14 protein-coding genes, 15 tRNA genes and 2 pseudogenes are annotated in these 20,161 nt (G+C 38.6%); 4 read left to right on the forward strand and 27 right to left on the reverse strand.

Annotated features, from left to right (window positions below):
- Positions 1 to 94: 94 nt before the first annotated feature.
- From menB to ACM5BR_RS10515, 4 genes are read right to left on the reverse strand one after another with little or no spacing between them, the layout of a single operon-like run.
- Complete coding sequence (gene menB, locus ACM5BR_RS10500; RefSeq protein ID WP_416827783.1) at positions 95 to 913, reverse strand: 1,4-dihydroxy-2-naphthoyl-CoA synthase; 819 nt, start codon at positions 911 to 913, stop codon at positions 95 to 97.
- Positions 913 to 1,737 (reverse strand): 2-succinyl-6-hydroxy-2,4-cyclohexadiene-1-carboxylate synthase, encoded by an 825-nt coding sequence (gene menH, locus ACM5BR_RS10505; RefSeq protein WP_416827784.1) that lies wholly within the window; start codon positions 1,735 to 1,737, stop codon positions 913 to 915. The genes menB and menH overlap by 1 nt, the downstream gene beginning before the upstream one ends.
- Positions 1,730 to 3,475 carry a 2-succinyl-5-enolpyruvyl-6-hydroxy-3-cyclohexene-1-carboxylic-acid synthase gene (gene menD, locus ACM5BR_RS10510; protein WP_416827785.1) on the reverse strand — a complete coding sequence of 582 codons (1,746 nt, stop codon included), beginning with the start codon at positions 3,473 to 3,475 and terminating at the stop codon, positions 1,730 to 1,732. Before menD ends, menH begins: the two co-directional genes overlap by 8 nt.
- On the reverse strand, positions 3,472 to 4,851 hold the full coding sequence (locus ACM5BR_RS10515) for an isochorismate synthase (RefSeq protein ID WP_416827786.1): 1,380 nt from the start codon (positions 4,849 to 4,851) through the stop codon (positions 3,472 to 3,474). Before ACM5BR_RS10515 ends, menD begins: the two co-directional genes overlap by 4 nt.
- A gap of 184 nt (positions 4,852 to 5,035) precedes the next feature.
- On the opposite strand from ACM5BR_RS10515, the gene ACM5BR_RS10520 reads away from it, so the two are divergent.
- On the forward strand, positions 5,036 to 5,980 hold the full coding sequence (locus ACM5BR_RS10520) for a 1,4-dihydroxy-2-naphthoate polyprenyltransferase (RefSeq protein ID WP_416827787.1): 945 nt from the start codon (positions 5,036 to 5,038) through the stop codon (positions 5,978 to 5,980).
- 178 nt (positions 5,981 to 6,158) lie between these two features.
- A complete protein-coding gene (locus tag ACM5BR_RS10525) occupies positions 6,159 to 6,887 on the forward strand; it encodes a TraR/DksA C4-type zinc finger protein (RefSeq protein ID WP_416827788.1) in 729 nt (242 codons plus the stop codon).
- 115 nt (positions 6,888 to 7,002) lie between these two features.
- Here ACM5BR_RS10525 and ACM5BR_RS10530 read toward each other — a convergent pair whose 3' ends face one another.
- The gene (locus tag ACM5BR_RS10530) at positions 7,003 to 7,203 is read right to left on the reverse strand and encodes a cold-shock protein (RefSeq protein WP_416827789.1); all 201 of its coding nucleotides are present in this window, start codon (positions 7,201 to 7,203) and stop codon (positions 7,003 to 7,005) included.
- Between the two features lie 282 nt (positions 7,204 to 7,485).
- Here ACM5BR_RS10530 and ACM5BR_RS10535 point away from each other — a divergent pair, with 282 nt between their 5' ends.
- Together ACM5BR_RS10535 and ACM5BR_RS10540 are read left to right on the forward strand one after the other, a co-directional pair.
- A complete protein-coding gene (locus ACM5BR_RS10535) occupies positions 7,486 to 8,220 on the forward strand; it encodes a TIGR00266 family protein (protein ID WP_416827790.1) in 735 nt (244 codons plus the stop codon).
- 173 nt (positions 8,221 to 8,393) lie between these two features.
- Complete coding sequence (locus tag ACM5BR_RS10540) at positions 8,394 to 9,122, forward strand: lipase family protein (protein ID WP_416827791.1); 729 nt, start codon at positions 8,394 to 8,396, stop codon at positions 9,120 to 9,122.
- Between the two features lie 34 nt (positions 9,123 to 9,156).
- On the opposite strand, the gene ACM5BR_RS10545 is transcribed toward ACM5BR_RS10540, so the two are convergent.
- The 22 genes and pseudogenes from ACM5BR_RS10545 to ACM5BR_RS10650 form a co-directional block, all read right to left on the reverse strand.
- Positions 9,157 to 11,556, reverse strand: a complete 2,400-nt coding sequence (locus ACM5BR_RS10545; protein WP_416827792.1) for a glycogen/starch/alpha-glucan phosphorylase — start codon at positions 11,554 to 11,556, stop codon at positions 9,157 to 9,159.
- 5 nt (positions 11,557 to 11,561) lie between these two features.
- Positions 11,562 to 11,945 (reverse strand): annotated as a pseudogene (locus tag ACM5BR_RS10550) (glycogen synthase); the annotation flags it as partial.
- A 2-nt stretch (positions 11,946 to 11,947) separates the two neighbouring features.
- Positions 11,948 to 13,108, reverse strand: a pseudogene (gene glgA, locus ACM5BR_RS10555) (glycogen synthase GlgA); the annotation flags it as partial.
- The gene (locus ACM5BR_RS10560) at positions 13,105 to 14,124 is read right to left on the reverse strand and encodes a GlgC family sugar phosphate nucleotidyltransferase (RefSeq protein ID WP_416827793.1); all 1,020 of its coding nucleotides are present in this window, start codon (positions 14,122 to 14,124) and stop codon (positions 13,105 to 13,107) included. The gene ACM5BR_RS10560 and the pseudogene glgA, both read right to left, overlap by 4 nt.
- 26 nt (positions 14,125 to 14,150) lie before the next feature.
- Positions 14,151 to 15,281: a glucose-1-phosphate adenylyltransferase gene (locus ACM5BR_RS10565; RefSeq protein ID WP_416827794.1), complete on the reverse strand. Its 1,131-nt coding sequence runs from the start codon at positions 15,279 to 15,281 to the stop codon at positions 14,151 to 14,153.
- Positions 15,229 to 17,157 carry a 1,4-alpha-glucan branching protein GlgB gene (gene glgB, locus ACM5BR_RS10570; RefSeq protein ID WP_416827795.1) on the reverse strand — a complete coding sequence of 643 codons (1,929 nt, stop codon included), beginning with the start codon at positions 17,155 to 17,157 and terminating at the stop codon, positions 15,229 to 15,231. The genes ACM5BR_RS10565 and glgB overlap by 53 nt, the downstream gene beginning before the upstream one ends.
- Positions 17,158 to 17,568: 411 nt before the next feature.
- Positions 17,569 to 18,510 (reverse strand): L-lactate dehydrogenase, encoded by a 942-nt coding sequence (locus tag ACM5BR_RS10575; protein ID WP_416827796.1) that lies wholly within the window; start codon positions 18,508 to 18,510, stop codon positions 17,569 to 17,571.
- 296 nt (positions 18,511 to 18,806) lie between these two features.
- Positions 18,807 to 18,878: transfer RNA gene (locus ACM5BR_RS10580), tRNA-Glu, on the reverse strand.
- Between the two features lies 1 nt (position 18,879).
- Positions 18,880 to 18,970 (reverse strand) — tRNA-Ser (locus ACM5BR_RS10585).
- 3 nt (positions 18,971 to 18,973) lie between these two features.
- A tRNA-Asn gene (locus ACM5BR_RS10590) sits at positions 18,974 to 19,048 on the reverse strand.
- Positions 19,049 to 19,072: 24 nt separating this feature from the next.
- Positions 19,073 to 19,149, reverse strand: a tRNA-Ile gene (locus ACM5BR_RS10595).
- A gap of 6 nt (positions 19,150 to 19,155) precedes the next feature.
- A tRNA-Gly gene (locus tag ACM5BR_RS10600) sits at positions 19,156 to 19,229 on the reverse strand.
- Between the two features lie 6 nt (positions 19,230 to 19,235).
- Positions 19,236 to 19,307, reverse strand: a tRNA-Lys gene (locus ACM5BR_RS10605).
- 11 nt (positions 19,308 to 19,318) lie between these two features.
- Positions 19,319 to 19,391 (reverse strand) — tRNA-Thr (locus ACM5BR_RS10610).
- 19 nt (positions 19,392 to 19,410) lie between these two features.
- A tRNA-Phe gene (locus ACM5BR_RS10615) sits at positions 19,411 to 19,483 on the reverse strand.
- A gap of 3 nt (positions 19,484 to 19,486) precedes the next feature.
- Positions 19,487 to 19,562: transfer RNA gene (locus ACM5BR_RS10620), tRNA-Asp, on the reverse strand.
- A gap of 3 nt (positions 19,563 to 19,565) precedes the next feature.
- Positions 19,566 to 19,642 (reverse strand) — tRNA-Met (locus ACM5BR_RS10625).
- A gap of 36 nt (positions 19,643 to 19,678) precedes the next feature.
- A tRNA-Ser gene (locus ACM5BR_RS10630) sits at positions 19,679 to 19,771 on the reverse strand.
- A 16-nt stretch (positions 19,772 to 19,787) separates the two neighbouring features.
- Positions 19,788 to 19,864 (reverse strand) — tRNA-Ile (locus ACM5BR_RS10635).
- Positions 19,865 to 19,872: 8 nt separating this feature from the next.
- Positions 19,873 to 19,949: transfer RNA gene (locus tag ACM5BR_RS10640), tRNA-Met, on the reverse strand.
- A gap of 12 nt (positions 19,950 to 19,961) precedes the next feature.
- Positions 19,962 to 20,034, reverse strand: a tRNA-Ala gene (locus tag ACM5BR_RS10645).
- Positions 20,035 to 20,037: 3 nt separating this feature from the next.
- Positions 20,038 to 20,111, reverse strand: a tRNA-Pro gene (locus tag ACM5BR_RS10650).
- Positions 20,112 to 20,161 lie beyond the last annotated feature (50 nt).

The raw sequence follows: 20,161 nt of genomic DNA on the forward strand, positions 1-20,161 counted from the left end.
TGAAAACTACTATTTTTAACTACGTAATAGAAACAACGGATTAACAAAAAAACTGGCACTCAAAGGAGTACCAGTTTTGTTTCTTATATTTTCATCAAGGAAAACGAGGGAATTGACCGAAATCAGGAGAACGTTTCTCCTTAAAGGCATCGCGTCCTTCTTTCGCTTCATCTGATGTATAGTAAAGAAGCGTTGCATCCCCAGCAAGCTGTTGAATACCTGCAAGACCATCTGTATCCGCATTAAAAGCAGCCTTTAAGAAGCGTATCGCCATTGGGCTCTTTTCAAGAATTTCTTCTGCCCATTTCACCGTTTCATCTTCAAGCTCTTCAAGCGGAACCACCTTGTTTACTAATCCCATATCAAGTGCTTCCTGCGCACCATATTGACGGCATAAATACCAAATTTCACGAGCCTTTTTATGACCAACAATACGAGCTAGATAGCCTGCACCATAGCCGCCGTCAAAACTTCCTACCTTCGGACCAGTTTGTCCAAATACAGCATTTTCTGCTGCTATCGTTAAATCGGCTACAATATGAAGGACATGTCCTCCGCCAATAGCATAGCCTGCTACCATAGCAATAACTGGCTTTGGAATGGCACGCATTAAACGTTGTAAATCTAGTACATTTAAGCGAGGGATTTGATCGTCTCCAACGTATCCGCCATTACCGCGAACCTTTTGATCGCCGCCGGAACAAAATGCACGTCCGCCTTCACCTGTTAAAATGATAACGCCAACATTTTCATCATCACGAGCACGCGCAAACGCATCAATCATTTCCATAACCGTTTTTGGTCGGAATGCATTATGCACATGAGGACGATTGATTGAAACCTTTGCAATACCATTGTATGTAGAATAAATGATATCTTCATATGAACCTTGAACAATCCATTCTCTTGTCATCAAATTACCTCCTTGTTCGTCAAACTTTTCAAAAATCCCATTACTATTGTATCAAACTTTTCCGGTTGTTCCACATGAATTGCATGCCCCGCCTCAGAAATTTGAATGCGAGTGGCATTCGGCAGCATCTGTTCCATCCGTGCAAGAATTCCGATAAACTTTTCATCATACTCTCCGCAAAGAAGCAATACCGGCATATGAAATTCATGTAGCCGTTGCCACCAAGACGGCTGTACACCCGTTCCCATTCCTCGTAAGCTGTTTGATAGCCCAATCGCATGGTTTAACAACCTCTCGTTTCGAACATCATCACGAGATTGTTTCGGTAAGTGCTTTTGAGAAGCAAATAAAGGAATGTCTTCCCATCTTGTAACAAAAGCTGAAACACCCGATTTTTCAATAAAATCAGCTAACTTCCGATCCTTTTTTACGCGCCCGATACGCTCGTTTTCATCTTCTATGCCAGCCGTCGTACTTTCTAGTATGAGAGAACGGACCCGATGAGGATAGAGTTTTGCAAATGTAATAGCTACCCTTCCTCCCATGGAATAGCCAAGAATATGAGCTTGCTCCACATGAATGCTATCCAGTATCATAAGCAAATCTTGAGCTATTGTTTCGATATGGTAACGCAATTCATCTGTAGGATGATCTGTTTTCCCGTGTCCAAGCAAATCAACGGCAATAACACGAAAATGATTACTCCAAGATGGAAGAAATGAACGCCATGTCTCTTTACTTCCCGTAAAACCGTGTAAAAGAAGGAGCGGCTCCCCTTCTCCCACTATCTCTACATCATACGATACGCCCTGAGCTTTAATCATGCTGCAATCCCTTGTCAATTTGTTTAGAAACAGCAGCCCATAAATCACGATGGGTACTCATATTGCTTTCTCGATCTGTACGCCATTCTACTACGTGTAATCCCTTTCCAAATACACCTGCTTTTACATGTTCGCGAAACTGCTGCCACGATTGTGGACGACTAAACGCACCGCCGTACATTTTTACAACGTGTTCATAGTCTAAGCCAAGCGGTGTTCCGAACAAGCTCTCAAAATGCTGCTTATGTTCATGTTGCGGAAGAAAAGAAAAGATTCCACCACCATCATTATTCACAACAATAATCGTTGCATTTAATTGATGAAGCTTAGCCGCAAGCAATCCATTTAAATCATGATAAAATGATAGATCACCAATCACTAGAACAAGTGGTGAATAGATAATACTTGTTCCTAATGCAGTCGAAATTACACCATCAATTCCATTCACACCACGATTGGCAAATACCGTAAGTTCCTTATCTTCGTTAAAAAGAAAGGTATCTGCATCACGAATGGGCATACTGTTCCCTAGAAACAACGCTGCTCCATCAGGAAGTATACGGGCAACCTCTGTAATAACCTTTCCTTCAAATCTACCATCATAATTATCCACTTCTTGAAGTTGCTTCTTGGATACGTCATTCATCCTCTTCCAAAGACGCATCCAATCACTTTCTTCCTTTTTATTCACCTTTACAGCTAGTTCCTTACAAAATTGCGTCTCATTTGCATACACCATTTCATTCGTCATTCGGACAGGATCTCGCCATGCTCCTGCTTCATCAACCGTAATGTGCAGGGCATCCTTCTGTTTGCCAATAAATTTCGAAAGGGCTTTCGAAACAGGCATCGCGCCAAGCCTAATAATTACATCTGGCTTCCATTCAGCTGCAATTTCTTCGTTTCTTAAAAACGTATCATAGCAATCCATGATATATGTTTTATCATGGCTGCCGCATCTTAGTTGAGATAATGAATCAGCTAAAATAGGATATTGTAATGTACCTGCCAATTCAACGACTGCTTGTGCCAATATAGGATCCTGCTGATCTCCGCATACAATCATTCCCTTTTCCAATGAAAGCAAACGGTTAGCTGTCGATTCTAAATAGGATGGCGATGAAACCCGTATAGTCCCTGTGCTTTCCTCGTTACTATGTACCCTACCTTGATCCCAAATATCAGACAATGAAAAGTCTGGAATGAGAGGTTCTCGAATCGGAAAGTTTAAATGAATAGGTCCTTTTGGCAAATCGGTAGATAGCCTAACAGCTCGCTTAGCCGATGTACGAATATAGCGATACATGGAGCTCGATGATTCTGGAAGAGCAAGCTCAAACGATTTTTTTACAAACGATCCATATAATCCAATTTGATTCATTGCTTGTGGTGCTTCTATGTCACGCAGTTCATGTGGACGATCTGCTGTTAATACAAGAAGTGGTACACGAGAATGAAATGCCTCACATATGGCCGGAAAATAATTAGCAGCTGCTGTTCCAGAAGTACAAAGCAGCGCAACTGGCGTTTGCTTTGCTTTTGCCATACCGAGTGCAAAAAATGCGGCTGAGCGCTCATCTACGTGTAAATACGTAGTTATATCTGCATGCTCAGCCATTAACATAGCTAATGGTGTTGATCTTGATCCGGGGCTAATCACTACATCTCGTACATGTAAGCGCGCGATCTCATCAACAAATGATCCTAAATAATAGGTCAGTGCTTCCCTATGATTCATATTATGCTTCCTCCTAATGCTGTAAGCATAGGCTTAAACTTCATATTCGTTTCTTCATATTCAAGTTCTGGCTTCGAATCTGCAACAATTCCACACCCTGCGTATAAGGAGATTTGGTTCCCCTTAATTAAACCAGAACGTATACCAACAGCAAATTCTCCATTTCCTTCTCTATCTACCCATCCAAATGGTCCTCCATATAGACCTCGATCTAGCTGTTCATGCTCTCGAATCATTTTCATCGCTTCATTTCGAGGTGTTCCACCAAGTGCTGGAGTTGGGTGAAGCTTTTCTACCATAGTTAATAAACTCGTTGTCCCAGTTGCTTCTACTGGTGTATACAAATGAATTAAATGCTTTGTTTTCATAAGCGCCGGAGTTTGCGGAATGACTACGTGATTACATACTTCCTCCATCGTCTTTCGTATACTATCTACTACAAAGCTATGCTCATTACGGTTTTTTTCATCATATAGCAGCTCATTTCCATTTTGTTCATCTTCTTCTAACGTAGACCCGCGGCCAATTGAACCCGCAAGACACATGGAGGTATAATTTCCCCCCTCTTTTTTCACTAATTTCTCAGGAGTTGCTCCTAAAAAACAAGAGCCATTCTGTTCGATAGCAAAAATGTAGCATCCTGGTTGGCCAATGCGCAATGCTTCAAGAACAGGAGCTGCATCTATATTTCGATCTGTTTCTAATTTCATTTTACGAGCTAACACTACTTTAGGTATATTCTTTTCTTCCATTTCTTTCTGAACAGTTGTTACAGTTTGAACCCAATCCCCTAGTTTTCCAATTCTTTTATTTACATACGAGACCGTTTGCTCTGTCAGTGGATTTTTACTTTTCTCAAGTAAATCACGTATCGCTACTTGAATGTCCTCATCTATATCCTCTGCTTTTGCATCACGTGTAATACGATTTATCGTTAACCACGCTTCTCCATCCTTTAATGTAATCATAAAGGCAGGTAACCAAAAGGAAGCATCAGCATATGCGTCCCAAGTATCCGTTTTTTTCTGTAATGAATCAAAGGTAAATCCGCCAAAAAGGAGCGGTCCTGTTCCAAACGAATAGGGTGAGCGGTCTACGTTCATTTTCTTTATACATTTATTCCATACATGATGAACCTTTTGAAAACGCTTTTTTGAAGAGGCAGTAAATGTGAAAACAGATCCGACTCCTGCCATAATTACACGTTGTGTGGGATCGGACCAATAAAAGCGCTCCTTATATCCTACTCCGGCTGCATAAAAAAGGAGTGGATCAATCCATTCCACTTTTTCGACCGTACTAATAATTGTTTCTTCTTGTGCATCAACAGCAGTGAGGAGCGATTGCTGCATTCTGTGTTGCTTCATATCAATCACTTGAGTCTCCTCCTTACGCAAAAAACTCTACTTACATTTAATTTACACCCCTGATAAAAGCTGTGTCAATCATTAGCATTTCTGTGAAAAAGCATTGTGATTCCTACAAATTAAACATTGACACTATAGATAGCTTTTCCTACACTTAATTGTGTACTTATTATGAACAGGAGGATTCTCACATATGAAGGCAGAAACGAATTCTTCTTTAACGCAACCTACAACAAAACAAAGCCGCTTTCGTGTATGGTGGAACTTGCTTCGTCCTCATACATTAACGGCATCCTTTGTACCTGTTTTAATCGGGACTATGTATGCCCTGCAAATTGTAGGTTCGATGAAGATAAATCTTCCACTTTTTTTCATTATGCTTATATCCTGTATGTTAATTCAAACAGCCACAAACCTTTTTAATGAATATTTTGATTTCAAAAGAGGACTGGATGATGAAAAATCTGTTGGAATTGGCGGAGCAATTGTACGCGAGGGATTTAAACCGAATACTGTATTAAATTTAGCCTATGGCTGTATTGCAGCTGCTTTAGTATTAGGCGTAATCATTTGCATGCAAACCAGCTGGTGGCTTGCACTAGTAGGTATCATTAGCATACTGGTTGGCTATTTGTATACCGGTGGACCTATTCCAATTGCATACACACCATTTGGTGAACTAACTTCCGGTTTATTTATGGGTGTAGTCATTATTGGCATTTCTTTCTTTATTCAAACAGGGGTCGTTACAAACGATTTAATTATGATTTCCATTCCATCTTCTCTTTTAATTGGTTCTATTTTATTAGCAAATAATATCCGTGATTTAGACGGTGATAAAGAAAATGGTCGTAGAACGTTAGCCATTCTTGTCGGTCGGAAAAATGCAACTGCTGTTCTTGGAGCTTTCTTTGGCATTGCGTATGTGTGGTCAGTATTCCTTATGCTAAGTGGTATCGTCACTCCCTGGATTTTAGTTGTATTCTTAAGTCTTCCACAGGCAATTTCTGCTGTAAGGGGTTTTGTTGGAAAAAGCCAACCCGCAGAGATGATGCCAGCAATGATTGCCACTGCTAAATTGAACACAATCTTTGGCTTTCTATTCTCTGTTGGCCTGCTATTCGGGTATATATTTTAATTCGTAATTCTATCCTATCTGCAAAAGATCGCTGCGTACCCCAGCGATCTTTTTTGTTTCATCTTATTCCTGATATTTTTGATGCTGTTGCAAATACTACAACAGATGTAAGCTTGATTCTTTTAAGCGGTCGTAGACTGGATATAGCACCCACATTTTAAAACAGGAAGGTGAAGCAATGCTAACTCCAAGGCAATACGAACATTTTAAACGTGTGTTATTACAAGAAAAACAAGAGCTTGAGAAATCTATACAAGCACGCGAAACACAAGATCGTGCAACCCATAGCGAATCCATTGGAGAGCTTTCCCTTTATGATAATCATCCTGGTGACGTCGCCACAGAGTTGTATGAACGTGAAAAGGATTTCGGTCTTCTCGAATTTGCGCACAAGCAGCTTGATGATGTAAATTATGCACTGTCCCGAATAGACGCAGGAAACTATGGAATTTGTGAGGTTTCAGGGGAAATCATTCCGCTTGAAAGACTGGAAGCAATGCCAACTGCTGTAACTACTGCGAAGCATGCAAACGACAGGCTCCGTATGGATTCTCGTCCTGTAGAAGAGGAAGCAATTACTCCGCAAGTTACAAAAGAAGAACGAGACGACAACATACGAAATGATGCAGAAGATACCTGGCAAGAGGTAGCGAGTTACGGAACATCGGATACACCTTCAGATATGATGCAGCCAAATAGTAAAGAATTTACGACTATGTATAGCAACAGCGATGAACCTAGAGGAGCCATAGAAGACTTCGAAAATTTTATTGGAACAGATATGTATGGTAAGAATCCAAAGGCCTATTTAGGTGACGATCATGAAAATTATGAACAAATGTTAGACAACGAAGAAGAATCTTTACCTGTAACGAACTACAGTCAAGTCTCTAGAAAGAAAAGATAGCTGTAAAAAAATAAGCTAACTACCATTGTCATCTGACATTGGCAGTTAGCTAAACCAATTGGGTTCATATCTTACAAAAAGAGCATTTCACAAAAGCGAAATGCTCATTACTTTCTTATTTTTTTGTAACGTTAGCAGCTTGAGGTCCACGGTTTCCTTCAACGACTTCAAAAGTAACTTCTTGACCTTCTTCTAAAGTTTTGAAACCTTCACCTTGAATAGCAGAGAAGTGTACAAATACATCGCTACCGTCTTCTCCTTGAATAAATCCATAACCTTTTTCACCGTTAAACCATTTTACTTTACCTACTTGCATTATTTTACCTCCTAAGATAAAAAAATAAAACTAATTGCTCTACATATGAAGGAGGAATTAAAGGAATTGTTCGCATCGATCATGTATGAAACATGGGAATCTTGCCTTATTTCCGTACCAGAATATGCAGTTCAATAGTATTTTTAATGTATCATAATTTACAATCTCTCGTCAAACAAATTATGTATTTATTGGGAAAATTAACAAAAAATTTATTTCTTTCTTATTTTATATTTAATACAATAAAATTATACATTTCTCTATAAAAAAGGAGGCATATTCATGAATTCCCACGAAATCGACTATCGGCTATATGGTGATGATATGCAATTTGTTGAAATAGAACTGGATCCATACGAAAGTGTAGTAGCCGAAGCTGGCGCACTTATGATGATGGAAGATGGAATTACAATGGAGACAATTTTCGGGGATGGCTCTAACTCAGATCAACAAGGACTCTTTGATAAATTACTCGGAGCTGGAAGACGCATCGTAACAGGAACAAGCTTATTTATGACTGTATTCAAGAATACAGATAGAGTAAAGAGAAAGATTTCTTTTGCAGCATCCTATCCAGGTAAAATTATTCCTATTGATTTAAGTCAATATAATGAAAAGTTGATTTGCCAGAAGGATGCTTTTCTCTGTGCAGCAAAAGGGTTATCAATTGGCATTGAATTTACGAAAAGGTTCGGTACAGGCTTCTTCGGAGGCGAGGGATTCATTATGCAAAAGTTAGAAGGAGACGGTTTAGCATTTATTCATGCAGGTGGGACAATCTATCAAAAAGAACTACAGGCTAGAGAAAGACTACGTATTGATACTGGATGTTTAGTTGCCATAACCAAAGACGTAAGCTACGATATTCAGCTTGTAGGTAATGTTAAATCAGCTTTGTTTGGCGGGGAAGGATTATTCTTTGCTACATTAGAAGGACCTGGAACGGTATGGGTTCAATCCTTAACATTAAGCCGTCTTGCTCAGCGTATCAAGGGATCTGCTGGTCAAAACCGATGAAGGTAGCTTTCGGTAAATGAATTGATTTAAGCTTTTTTTAGGAATTCTGTAAGTACTTAGGCTAAGGCAATCCCTTAGTAAAGAATGGATTACCATACCCTTTCATATATTAGTAGTACTCTAACTATTATTTTGAATGATGGCAATACTGTTCACTATAGGAGGGTCATTTTTTGCTTACATTCTCTGCTATCGATAGAAAACTAAGCTTTTTGCTGGCAAGTTGCTGTAAATTAACCTATGAACAAAACATACAAGACGGATCCTTTTCATTGCCAGATGGACTACAATATGTGATGGGATTTAAAGCGAAGGCCATCGGTACACTCGAATGGTTTGGCTTTATACTAGAATCAGATGATAGTATTATAGTTGCATTCCGAGGAACACAATCTGATCCGGATTGGATTGCAGATTCGTTAGTCAATCAACGAGAATATCCATATACCCAAAATAGCGGCAATGTTCATAGCGGTTTTCTTTCTATTTACGAAACATGCCGCGATACCATTATGGATGCATTAGCAAAGCTCTCCTCACACAAATCCCTTCTTGTCACCGGTCATAGTCTAGGAGGTGCTCTCGCTGTTCTTCACATACTAGATGCTCGTGTTAATACATCATTTCGTACATGTATTCTTTACAACTTCGGAGCACCAAAGGTAGGCGATCTTGCATTTCGAAACTACTACAACTTACAAGTAGCAAACAGCTTCCGATTTGTAAATTTATTTGATGTCGTCCCTCTCCTACCGCCGCGAAAAGTGAAAATAGAAAAGATTGACCGCAAATGGGAATACTACCATGTCAATAACCTCATAACCTTTACTTCTAATCTAGGATCCATTACAAAAAATCACGATATATCATCTTACAAAGCAGCTATACAAGTATGGAACTGAAAAAAACAGGTGCATGAGCACCTGTTTTTTTACTTTAACGAATCGGCTTAATATTCCAAATTTCATCAGCATATTGCTTGATGGTTCGATCACTTGTAAAATATCCGGACTTTGCAATATTTGTTAGACTCATTTCTAACCATTTCTTTCGGTCTTGATAAACCCTGCCAACTTGTTCTTGCACATCTAAATAAGGAGCAAAGTCACGCAACACAAAGTATTCATCATTTTGTGTGATAAGAGAATCATAAATCATACCAAATTCATCATCACCATTATCGAAGAATCCATTCACAAGCTGATTCACTACTTTCGTAATACGTAAATCATGGTGATAATAATCACTTGATTGATACCCTCCATTACTATAGTAATGGAGCACTTCCTCTGCAGTAAGTCCGAAAATGAAAATATTATCGTCGCCTACTTCATCACGAATTTCTATGTTAGCCCCATCCAAAGTTCCAACCGTAATAGCTCCATTCATCATAAACTTCATATTTCCAGTTCCAGAAGCTTCCTTACTAGCTGTTGAAATTTGTTCACTAACGTCAGAGGCTGGAAATATTTCCTCTGCCAATGAGACTCGATAGTTTTCTAAGAAGATCACTTTTAAATATTTATTTGTTTGAGGATCATGATTCACTCTTATAGCTAGATCATTGATTAACTTAATAATTTTCTTCGCATAATAATATCCCGGAGATGCTTTGGCTCCGAAGATAAATGTCCTTGGCTGCATCGTAAAGGTTGAGTCCTCTTTTAATCGATTATATAAGTACATAATATGGAGAACATTCAATAACTGCCGTTTATACGCATGCAGGCGTTTTACTTGTACGTCAAATATGGATTGCGTATCGATAGCAATTCCTGTCTTCTGCAGAATTCGCTTTGCTAGCTTTTCTTTTCGCAATGTTTTTATAGCCTCAAATTTCTCTAAAAATGAACGATCATTCTTATATGCTAACAGCGAAGTAAGCTTTGTAGGATCTGCAACCCACTCGGATCCAATACTTTCAAATAATAGCTTTGCCAGTTCTGGATTTGCTTTTAAGAGCCATCTTCTATGCGTAATTCCATTGGTTTTGTTGTTAAATTTGTTCGGATAAAACTCATGAAAAAGTCTCATTTCACGCTTTTTCAAAATTTCTGTATGAATATAAGCAACCCCATTTACACTATGGCTGCCAACAATAGCAAGATGCGCCATTTTTACGAGACCATTTGCAATAATAGCCATATTCTCAATGCGCTTCCAATCGTATGTATACCGATTCCAAAGCTCACGACAAAATCTTTCATTAATTTCATTTACAATCATAAAGATACGTGGAAGAAGCGGTTGAAAAATATGAATCGGCCATTTCTCAAGTGCTTCAGAAAGGGTAGTATGATTCGTATAGGAAATGGTATTTACAGTAATATACCATGCTTCATCCCAGTCCATTTTTTCTTCATCTAACAAAATTCGCATAAGTTCCGGAATAGCTAACACAGGATGTGTATCGTTAATATGGATGGCTATTTTTTCATGCAGATTCTTTAACGTACCGTTCCGATCTTTATGCAAACGTATAATATTGCGTAGACTAGCTGACACGAGAAAATATTGCTGCTTCAAACGCAATATTTTTCCTTCATCGTGTGTATCATCTGGATACAAAAATTCAGATACAGATTCAGTTTCACGCTTATATACAAGTACATTTTTGTTGTTCGGCGGAAACGGGGTAGGCTCTGCACTCCAGAGGCGTAGTGTGTTTACTGTATTCGTATGATAACCCACAATTGGTACGTCATATGGAATCGCCATAATGGTTTCAGCGTTATTGTGGAAAAACTCTAATCTTCCATTTACCATTGAGGATTCTACTTGTCCCCAAAAATTAACTTCCACTGCTTGGTCATGTCTTCGCAATTCCCATACATTCCCATTTCTTAGCCATTGCTCTGGAAGTTCAACTTGATACCCGTCGACTATTTTTTGATCAAATAAGCCGTGTTTATAGCGAATACCAAAGCCATGACCTGGTAAATTAAGCGAAGCTAACGAATCCAAAAAACAAGCTGCAAGACGTCCAAGACCACCATTTCCTAACCCTGCATCCGACTCATTCTCTTCAATTTCACTTAAATCAATACCAAGTTCCGCCAATCCTTGTCTACTTACTTCTAAAATATCTAGATTTAGTAGATTACTACCTAATAATCGTCCAAGAAGAAATTCAATGGATAAATAGTATACTTGTTTTTGGTTATCGGCTCGAACCTTTTCATTCGTATCAATCCATCGTGAACTAATATATTCTCGCACCATATGACCTAGTGTGTTGTACTGATCGCGAGTAGTAGAGTCTTTAAAGCTTTTCCCATAGGTCGTTTCCAACTTTTCTAAAAATGCAGCCTTGAAGCTCTCTGTACTTGAAAACATGCTATTCACTCCTGTCGAACTAGTTCTTCATATAGGTCCTGGTATTTCTGTGCAGATTGTTTCCAACTATAATCTTGATCCATAGCTCTAGTCACCAACTTGTGCCATACATCTTGTTGATGATAATAATACAATGTGCGCCGAACCGTGTATAACATATCGTGAGCATTGAAATTTCTAAAACTAAATCCATTTCCTTGTTCTTCTACTTCATTATAGGATTGTACTGTGTCGTTTAAACCACCTGTTTCCCTTACAACGGGAATACATCCGTAACGAAGGGCAATAAGCTGCCCCAAACCACATGGCTCAAATAAGGATGGCATAAGAAAAATATCTGATCCTGCATAAACATGATGCGCCAATGTTTCATTAAAACCAATATACACCNGGCAATAAGCTGCCCCAAACCACATGGCTCAAATAAGGATGGCATAAGAAAAATATCTGATCCTGCATAAACATGATGCGCCAATGTTTCATTAAAACCAATATACACCTTTACTTTATCTGGATATAAATAAGCCATATATTGAAAGAAATCCTCATATTCTTTATCGCCAGATCCTACTACAATAAATTGAATATCCTCCTGCATCATTTCATGAAATACATGACGCACTAAATCAATTCCTTTTTGTTTCGTAAGACGCGTTACCATAGCAATGATTGGTGTATGTTCTTTTTCTTCAAAGCCTAACTGACGCTGCAACGCAGCTTTATTTAGCTGCTTCCGCTCTAATGACCCTGCAGTGTATGTTGATGCAATCGATGAATCAGTTTCCGGATTATAGAATACATCATCAATCCCATTTACGATGCCCTTAAGTTTATAGTGATAGTATCGTAACAAGCCATCTAACTTCTCACCATAATATGGATGCTGTATTTCCTCTTTATAGGTAGGACTTACAGCAGTAATCATATCCGATGCTATAATTCCGGCTTTCATAAAATTAATGTTTCCATAAAACTCCAAATAATCGATTGAGAAATATCTAGAATCTAAACCGAGAAGTTCATCCATGACCGAGCGAGGAAATATTCCCTGAAATTGAAGATTATGAATCGTAAATACAGTTTTTATCTTTGCATACATTGGAAAATTCTGATATTCCTCTTTAAGTAAAAATGGAATCATGGCTGTATGCCAGTCATGACAATGCAGCACATCTGGTTCAAATTCTAAATAAGGTATGCAATTTAACACAGCTCTGGAAAAAAACGAAAATCGTTCCCCATCATCGTAATGACCATACAACGAATCTCGTTTAAAGTAGTATTCATTATCAAGTAAATAATAGGTAATCCCATCATATTTCGTTTCTAAAATACCACAATGTTGCTGTCTCCATCCGATTTGAACATATATTACCGTTTTCAGCACAGCATTTTTTCTTAGATGCCAAGGAATAAGACTATAATTAGGTAGTATGACTCGAACTTCATTGTTTAGCTTTTTTAATTCCTTCGGAAGTGCACCCGCTACATCTGCTAAGCCGCCAGATTTAATAAAGGGCACGCACTCAGATACAGCAAATAATATATTCACAAATTCATCAGAGCTCCTTGTTCGGTTCCTTTTTCAACCACAAATGGCGACAATCCTTGTTTCGCACCTGTTAATACCGTTCCATCTACAATCTTCACATCTTTATCCAAAATAACCCCATCAAGAATGCAATTATCACCTATTTCCGTTTTTTGCATAATGATGCTATTTCGAATAATGGATCCTTTTCCAATTTTAACAGAACGGAATAAGATACTATTTTCTATCGTACCTTCTATAATGCTGCCGTTTGCAATCATGCTATTGCTTACTTTTGCTCCCTTACTATATCGTGTAGGAGGTTCGTCTTTTACTTTTGTAAAGATAGGCGCATCATTATGAAAAAGCTGCTTCCATACAGTTGGTTGTAAAATAGCAAGGCTTTTCTCATAATAACTTTCAATGGAGTCAATAATGGCAACATATTGTTGTGCTTCGTACGGATGTATACGCAGAGAAGTCGGATTTTCTCGGACAATATCGTTTATACCTATATTACCTTTATCTTTATATCCTTTGATTAAAGTAAGCAACAAATCTTTACTCAGAATATAGGTTTGAAGCGAGCGTCCTTTGTAGTATACCTCTGTAATATCTGAACGCATCTCAATATGACGTAACAAGATTGGTCTAAAGTTAATAGAAGTTACGATATGAGCTGCTGTAATAACCACATATTTCTGTTTACTTCTAAGAAGATAATCAATATTACGATCAAGGTGATGAAACGAACCACATTCAATTTTTTCACATGGACAGTTTGGGGTAAATACAAATAATCCGTCTCTTTTTCGATCCAAATCCCATTGTTTTCCTGAACCAAGGTGGTCCATAATCGAGCGATTTTCATGTCCAGTAAAGATAGCTACACTATGAATCCCTGAATTCACCATATTAGATAACATAAAATCGATTAAACGATAACGTCCTCCGAAAGGAAGTGCTGCTAACGAACGATGTTGTGTTAACTTCTTTAATGAATTGAATTCGTTTGTTGCATTAATTATTCCTAACATAAATCCTCCTCATTTCCCTCTAAGATTTATTCTTCCTCTGCTACTAATATAATATCTTCCATATTCTTAAGTGGGCGAACAGTAGCATTATCTTCGATTACCATTCCCGGTGCAACGATCGCTCGATCAATCGTTACATTTTTTCCAATTACCGCATCCGGCATAATAACAGAATCCGTAATAACCGTTCCTTCGCCTACTGATACGCCTTGGAATAAAACGGAATGCTTTACTTCTCCTTCGACTACACAGCCTTCATTTAATAAAGATTCTTCAATTGTTGCTGTTGGAGCAATATATTGAGGAGGTTGATTTGGATTTACTGAATAGATACGCCAATCTCTATCATACATATTTAAGGTTGAATCTTCGCTAAGCAAATCCATATTTGCTTCCCAAAGACTTTTCACTGTACCGACATCCTTCCAATAGCCTTGGAACGGATACGCTACAACTTTCTTATTTTCTTCTAATAATAATGGAATAACATCTTTCCCAAAATCATTACTAGATTCAGGATTACGCGCATCCATTTCTAAAAACTCCTTCAGTACAGACCATTTAAAGATATATATTCCCATTGATGCTAAATTACTTTTAGGAAATGGAGGCTTTTCTTCGAATTCTGTAATCTCCATATTTTCATTTGTATTCATAATACCAAAGCGACTTGCTTCCTCCCATGGAACAGTAATAACGGAAATCGAAACGTCCGCATCTTTTTCCATATGATAGTCTAGCATTTTAGAATAATTCATTTTGTATATATGATCGCCTGATAAAATCAGAACATACTCAGGATCGTATTGTTTCAAATAATTTAAGTTTTGGAAAATGGCACTTGCGGTTCCTTTATACCACTTCACGCCAGAAGATTCTGAATACGGAGGCAAAACTGTTACCCCTCCGTTACTACGGTCTAAATCCCAAGCGCTTCCGATTCCAATATAAGAGTGAAGTACAAGCGGCTGATATTGTGTTAAGACGCCAACCGTTTCAATGCCTGAATTTGTACAATTACTTAATGTAAAATCGATAATCCGATACTTTCCGCCAAATGGGACAGCTGGTTTAGCTAAATTCTTTGTTAAAGAACTTAAACGACTACCTTTTCCCCCTGCTAGTAACATTGCTACGCATTTCTTCTTTATTGCCATCCCTCATATTCCCCTTCCTTGTTTTCACTGGTCGCAAAATCGAAATACCAAAAGGCGGTATCGTCATTTCTACACAAGCTGGTTGATTATGAATCTCTTTTTTGATCGCTTTCAAGCGTTTTTTATTCACTTGACCGGAGCCACCAAACCGAATATCATCACTATTTAATATTTCATTATAGGATCCGTCTAACGGTACACCTACTTTATAATCGTGGTATACGTATTCACTAAAATTGCAGATAATAACTAACGATTCATTGTCTTTCTTGCCGTAACGAATAAATGAAAAAATACTTTGCTCACAATTATCTGCATCAATCCATCGGAACCCTTCCTGCTTATGATCCAGTTCCCAAAGTGGTTTAGAGCGTTTATAAATACCCATTAATTCTTTAAAATATTCTTGCATAAGCCTATGCATTTCAAAATCTTGAAGCATCCAATCTAAATCCTCAAGATCCTTCCACTCATCAAACTGTCCAAATTCTCCACCCATGAACAATAGTTTTTTACCCGGATGTGAGATGAAATATCCATATAGGAGTCGTAATTGCGCAAACTTTCGCCAATAATCTCCTGGCATTTTATTAAGGAGGGATTTTTTTCCATGTACAACTTCGTCATGTGATAACGGTAAGATAAAATTTTCAGAGTAAGCATATAGCTGTGAAAATGTTACTTTATCATGCATATGCTTTCGATATTGAGGTTCACATTCCATATATTTTAGGATGTCATTCATCCATCCCATATTCCATTTATAATTAAACCCTAGTCCCCCATCATAGGTTGGAGCTGTTACAAGCGGCCAATCAGTAGAATCTTCTGCAATCATTAAAGCCTCTGGATGAACGGCAAATACAGCTTCATTCAATTTTTGTAAAAATTTCACTGCATTTTCATTTCGACTAAATTGTCCATTTGCGTTCCAATATAACATGTTTGCAACAGCGTCTACACGAAAACCGTCTATGTGATAATATTCAAACCAGAATAGTGCATTCGATATAAGGAAACTTTGAACCTCCGGCTTTCCTAAATCGAAGTTAGCAGTTCCCCAAACAGGATTTTCTTGTACATTATAATCGTAGTATTCATACGTAGGTTCCCCATCAAACATGTACAGACCATGAGCATCTTTACAATAATGCCCTGGCACCCAGTCTAAAATAACCCCTAGTCCATGCTGATGGCATTGATCGATAAAATACATAAGATCATAAGGTGTACCATATCTACTTGTAGGAGAATAATATCCTGTACCCTGATACCCCCAAGAACGGTCATAAGGATGTTCAACTAGCGGCATGATTTCAATATGTGTAAAATGATGATCGATTACATAAGGAATTAGAATGTCAGCCATCTCCCTGTATGAATACAAGGAACCTTCATCCTTTTTTTTCCAAGTACCAATATGCATCTCATACACAGCGAATGGTTCTTCATAAATCGATTTACGTTTTTTATTTCGGAACCATTTCTGATCATTCCATTTATACTCCCCTATATCATAAACAATAGAAGCAGTATGGGGGCGTAACTCTGAAAAAAACGCATAGGGATCCGATTTTAATAACGTTTTACCGTATGAAGTTTGAATCTCATACTTATAAATCTCATTTTCCTTAAGCCCAGGAATGAACAATGACCATATACCTTGATCTGTAATTTTTGTCATTTGATGTTCATTGCCTATCCAATTGTTAAAATCCCCTACTACACTTACCGCTGCTGCATGAGGGGCCCAAACAGAAAATCGCACACCTTCTATATCATTTTCAACCGCACGATGGGCACCAAACAGGTGATAACTTTGAAAAAGGCTACCCTCATGAAACAGATGTAAATCATAGTCCGTAAGTTGAGTCAAAACCACAGCTTTCACCTCGCCGGTACATAATATTTCAAATACTTTAATATTATTCTACTAAAAACTCTATAATTCCTTTTGTTAGAAAGAAAAACATTACTGTAAAAAGAAAATTTAGATATAATTCACATTATAGACAATAACTATGTAATTTCTGCTATAAAATCCGTGTGAAAGCATTTCATAATTTGATTTCATTATGTTAGAAAAATCTATAGTATAAAAGTAATTTACAGGATGTAATTGTATAAATAAAAGAGTACCTACACTAATAGTAAAATAGTTATGTAAAGAAATTGTATAAAAATTAGAAATAATATGTAAACATTAATTAATGAAACAAAAAAACCTCATCATAATATAATTATGATGAGGTTTTTGCAGATATGTTGAACAAATATATAAGATAAATTATAATACTGGGCTCATTGTTTCTTTTAATACTTTTACTGAATGATCGAATTTAGCTTGTTCAGCTTCGTCCATTTCAAGTTCCATTACTTCGCGAACACCGCTACGGTTGATGATAGCAGGAACACCTACATAAATGTCACTTTGTCCATATTCACCGTTTAAGTATGCAGAAACAGTTAAAATACAGTTTTCATTATTTAAAATCGCCTTTGTAATTCTCATGAGAGCCATACCAATACCATAGAATGTTGCACCTTTACGCTCAATAATATGGTAAGCAGCATCACGAACATTTACAAAAATAGCATCTAAATCTTCTTGTTTATATTTTTGATCTTGTAAAACTTTTGCTAATTTTTGAACCCCAACAGAAGCGTGGCTCCATACTGGAAGTTCTGTATCACCATGTTCACCAATGATGTAAGCATGGACGTTACGTGCATCAACATCAAAATAATCGCTAAGCATATAACGTAAACGTGCTGTATCAAGTGTAGTACCAGAACCGATAACGCGTTCCTTCGGTAAACCTGATTCTTTCCAAGTAACATATGTTAAAATATCAACTGGATTAGTAGCAATTAAGAATATTCCATCAAAACCATTGTCCATAATTCCACGAACAATTTGCTTAAAGATTTTCGTATTTTTTTCTACTAAGTCTAAGCGAGTTTCACCTGGTTTTTGTGGAAGTCCTGCAGTAATAACAACAAGGTCTGCATCTTTACAATCTGCGTAGCTTCCCTTCCAAATCTTCGTTGGAGCTGGAGCAAATGGCATACCATGATTTAAATCCATTGCTTCGCCTTCTGCTTTGGCTTCATTTACGTCAACGAGTACAAGTTCTTCTGCTACACCGTGGTTAAGCATTGAATATGCATAGCTACAGCCAACTGCACCTGTTCCGACTAAAACAACACGATTAATCTTCTGCTTCATGTTTAAGCTCTCCTTTATTGTCTACATTTTCTTTATAAATCCATTCATTCTATATTCTGTGTAATTTCCTCTGAACATTTTCATTTTAACATAAATTATTTTTATTCCATTCCATTTTTGTGATGATTTTGTGAATTAATTCACATAAGTAGCGTGAATATACTACTTCTGCGAAAGAGGAATAAAGGAAAGAAAACAGACAGAGATTACGAGGGATCTATCTATACATAAATGAAACGTTTATACATCGTAGGACATGAAAAAAGAGCCAGTATATTCATCACTGACTCTTAGTATGACCCGTACGGGAATCGAACCCGTGTTACCGCCGTGAAAGGGCGGTGTCTTAACCGCTTGACCAACGGGCCGTGGCAGAGAAGAAGGGATTCGAACCCTCGCGCCGGTATCCCGACCTACTCCCTTAGCAGGGGAGCCCCTTGAGCCTCTTGGGTACTTCTCTATATGGCTCCGCAAGTAGGATTCGAACCTACGACCTATCGGTTAACAGCCGATTGCTCTACCGCTGAGCTATTGCGGAATAAAAATGTATGATTATTTTACATGGTGGGCCTAAATGGACTCGAACCATCGACCTCACGCTTATCAGGCGTGCGCTCTAACCAGCTGAGCTATAGGCCCATTATTTGGAGCGGGTGATGGGAATCGAACCCACGCTATCAGCTTGGAAGGCTGAAGTTCTACCATTAAACTACACCCGCAAAATGTGAGCCATGAAGGACTTGAACCTTCGACCCTCTGATTAAAAGTCAGATGCTCTACCACTGAGCTAATGGCTCAAAATAAAAAATGCCGACTAGAGGACTTGAACCCCCAACCTACTGATTACGATTCAGTTGCTCTACCAATTGAGCTAAGTCGGCAACACTTAATCTAGTAAAGTGGCTCGGGACGGAATCGAACCGCCGACACGAGGATTTTCAGTCCTCTGCTCTACCGACTGAGCTACCGAGCCAAATGGCGGTCCCGACCGGGATCGAACCGGCGATCTCCTGCGTGACAGGCAGGCATGTTAACCGCTACACCACGAGACCATTTGGTTGCGGGGACAGGATTTGAACCTGCGACCTTCGGGTTATGAGCCCGACGAGCTACCGGACTGCTCCACCCCGCGACGATAGATAAATTATTTTATTTTTAAAAAATAAAATGGAGGAGGAAGAGGGATTCGAACCCCCGCGCAGCTCTCGCCACCTGTCGGTTTTCAAGACCGATCCCTTCAGCCAGACTTGGGTATTCCTCCGTACTTAAGTTGTAAATGGTGGACCTTGTAGGACTCGAACCTACGACCGGACGGTTATGAGCCGTCTGCTCTAACCAGCTGAGCTAAAGGTCCTTATTATATGGTAGCGGCGGAGGGGATCGAACCCCCGACCTCACGGGTATGAACCGTACGCTCTAGCCAGCTGAGCTACACCGCCATCATCTATATGTGGAGCCTAGCGGGATCGAACCGCTGACCTCCTGCGTGCAAAGCAGGCGCTCTCCCAGCTGAGCTAAGGCCCCATATCGGGAAGACAGGATTCGAACCTGCGACCACCTGGTCCCAAACCAGGTGCTCTACCAAGCTGAGCTACTTCCCGTAATACGCGCCCAGGAGAATTCGAATCCCCAACCTTTTGATCCGTAGTCA

The organism is Ectobacillus polymachus, assembly GCF_048159605.1.
In the GTDB taxonomy this organism is placed as follows: Bacteria; Bacillota; Bacilli; order Bacillales; family Bacillaceae_G; genus Ectobacillus; species Ectobacillus polymachus.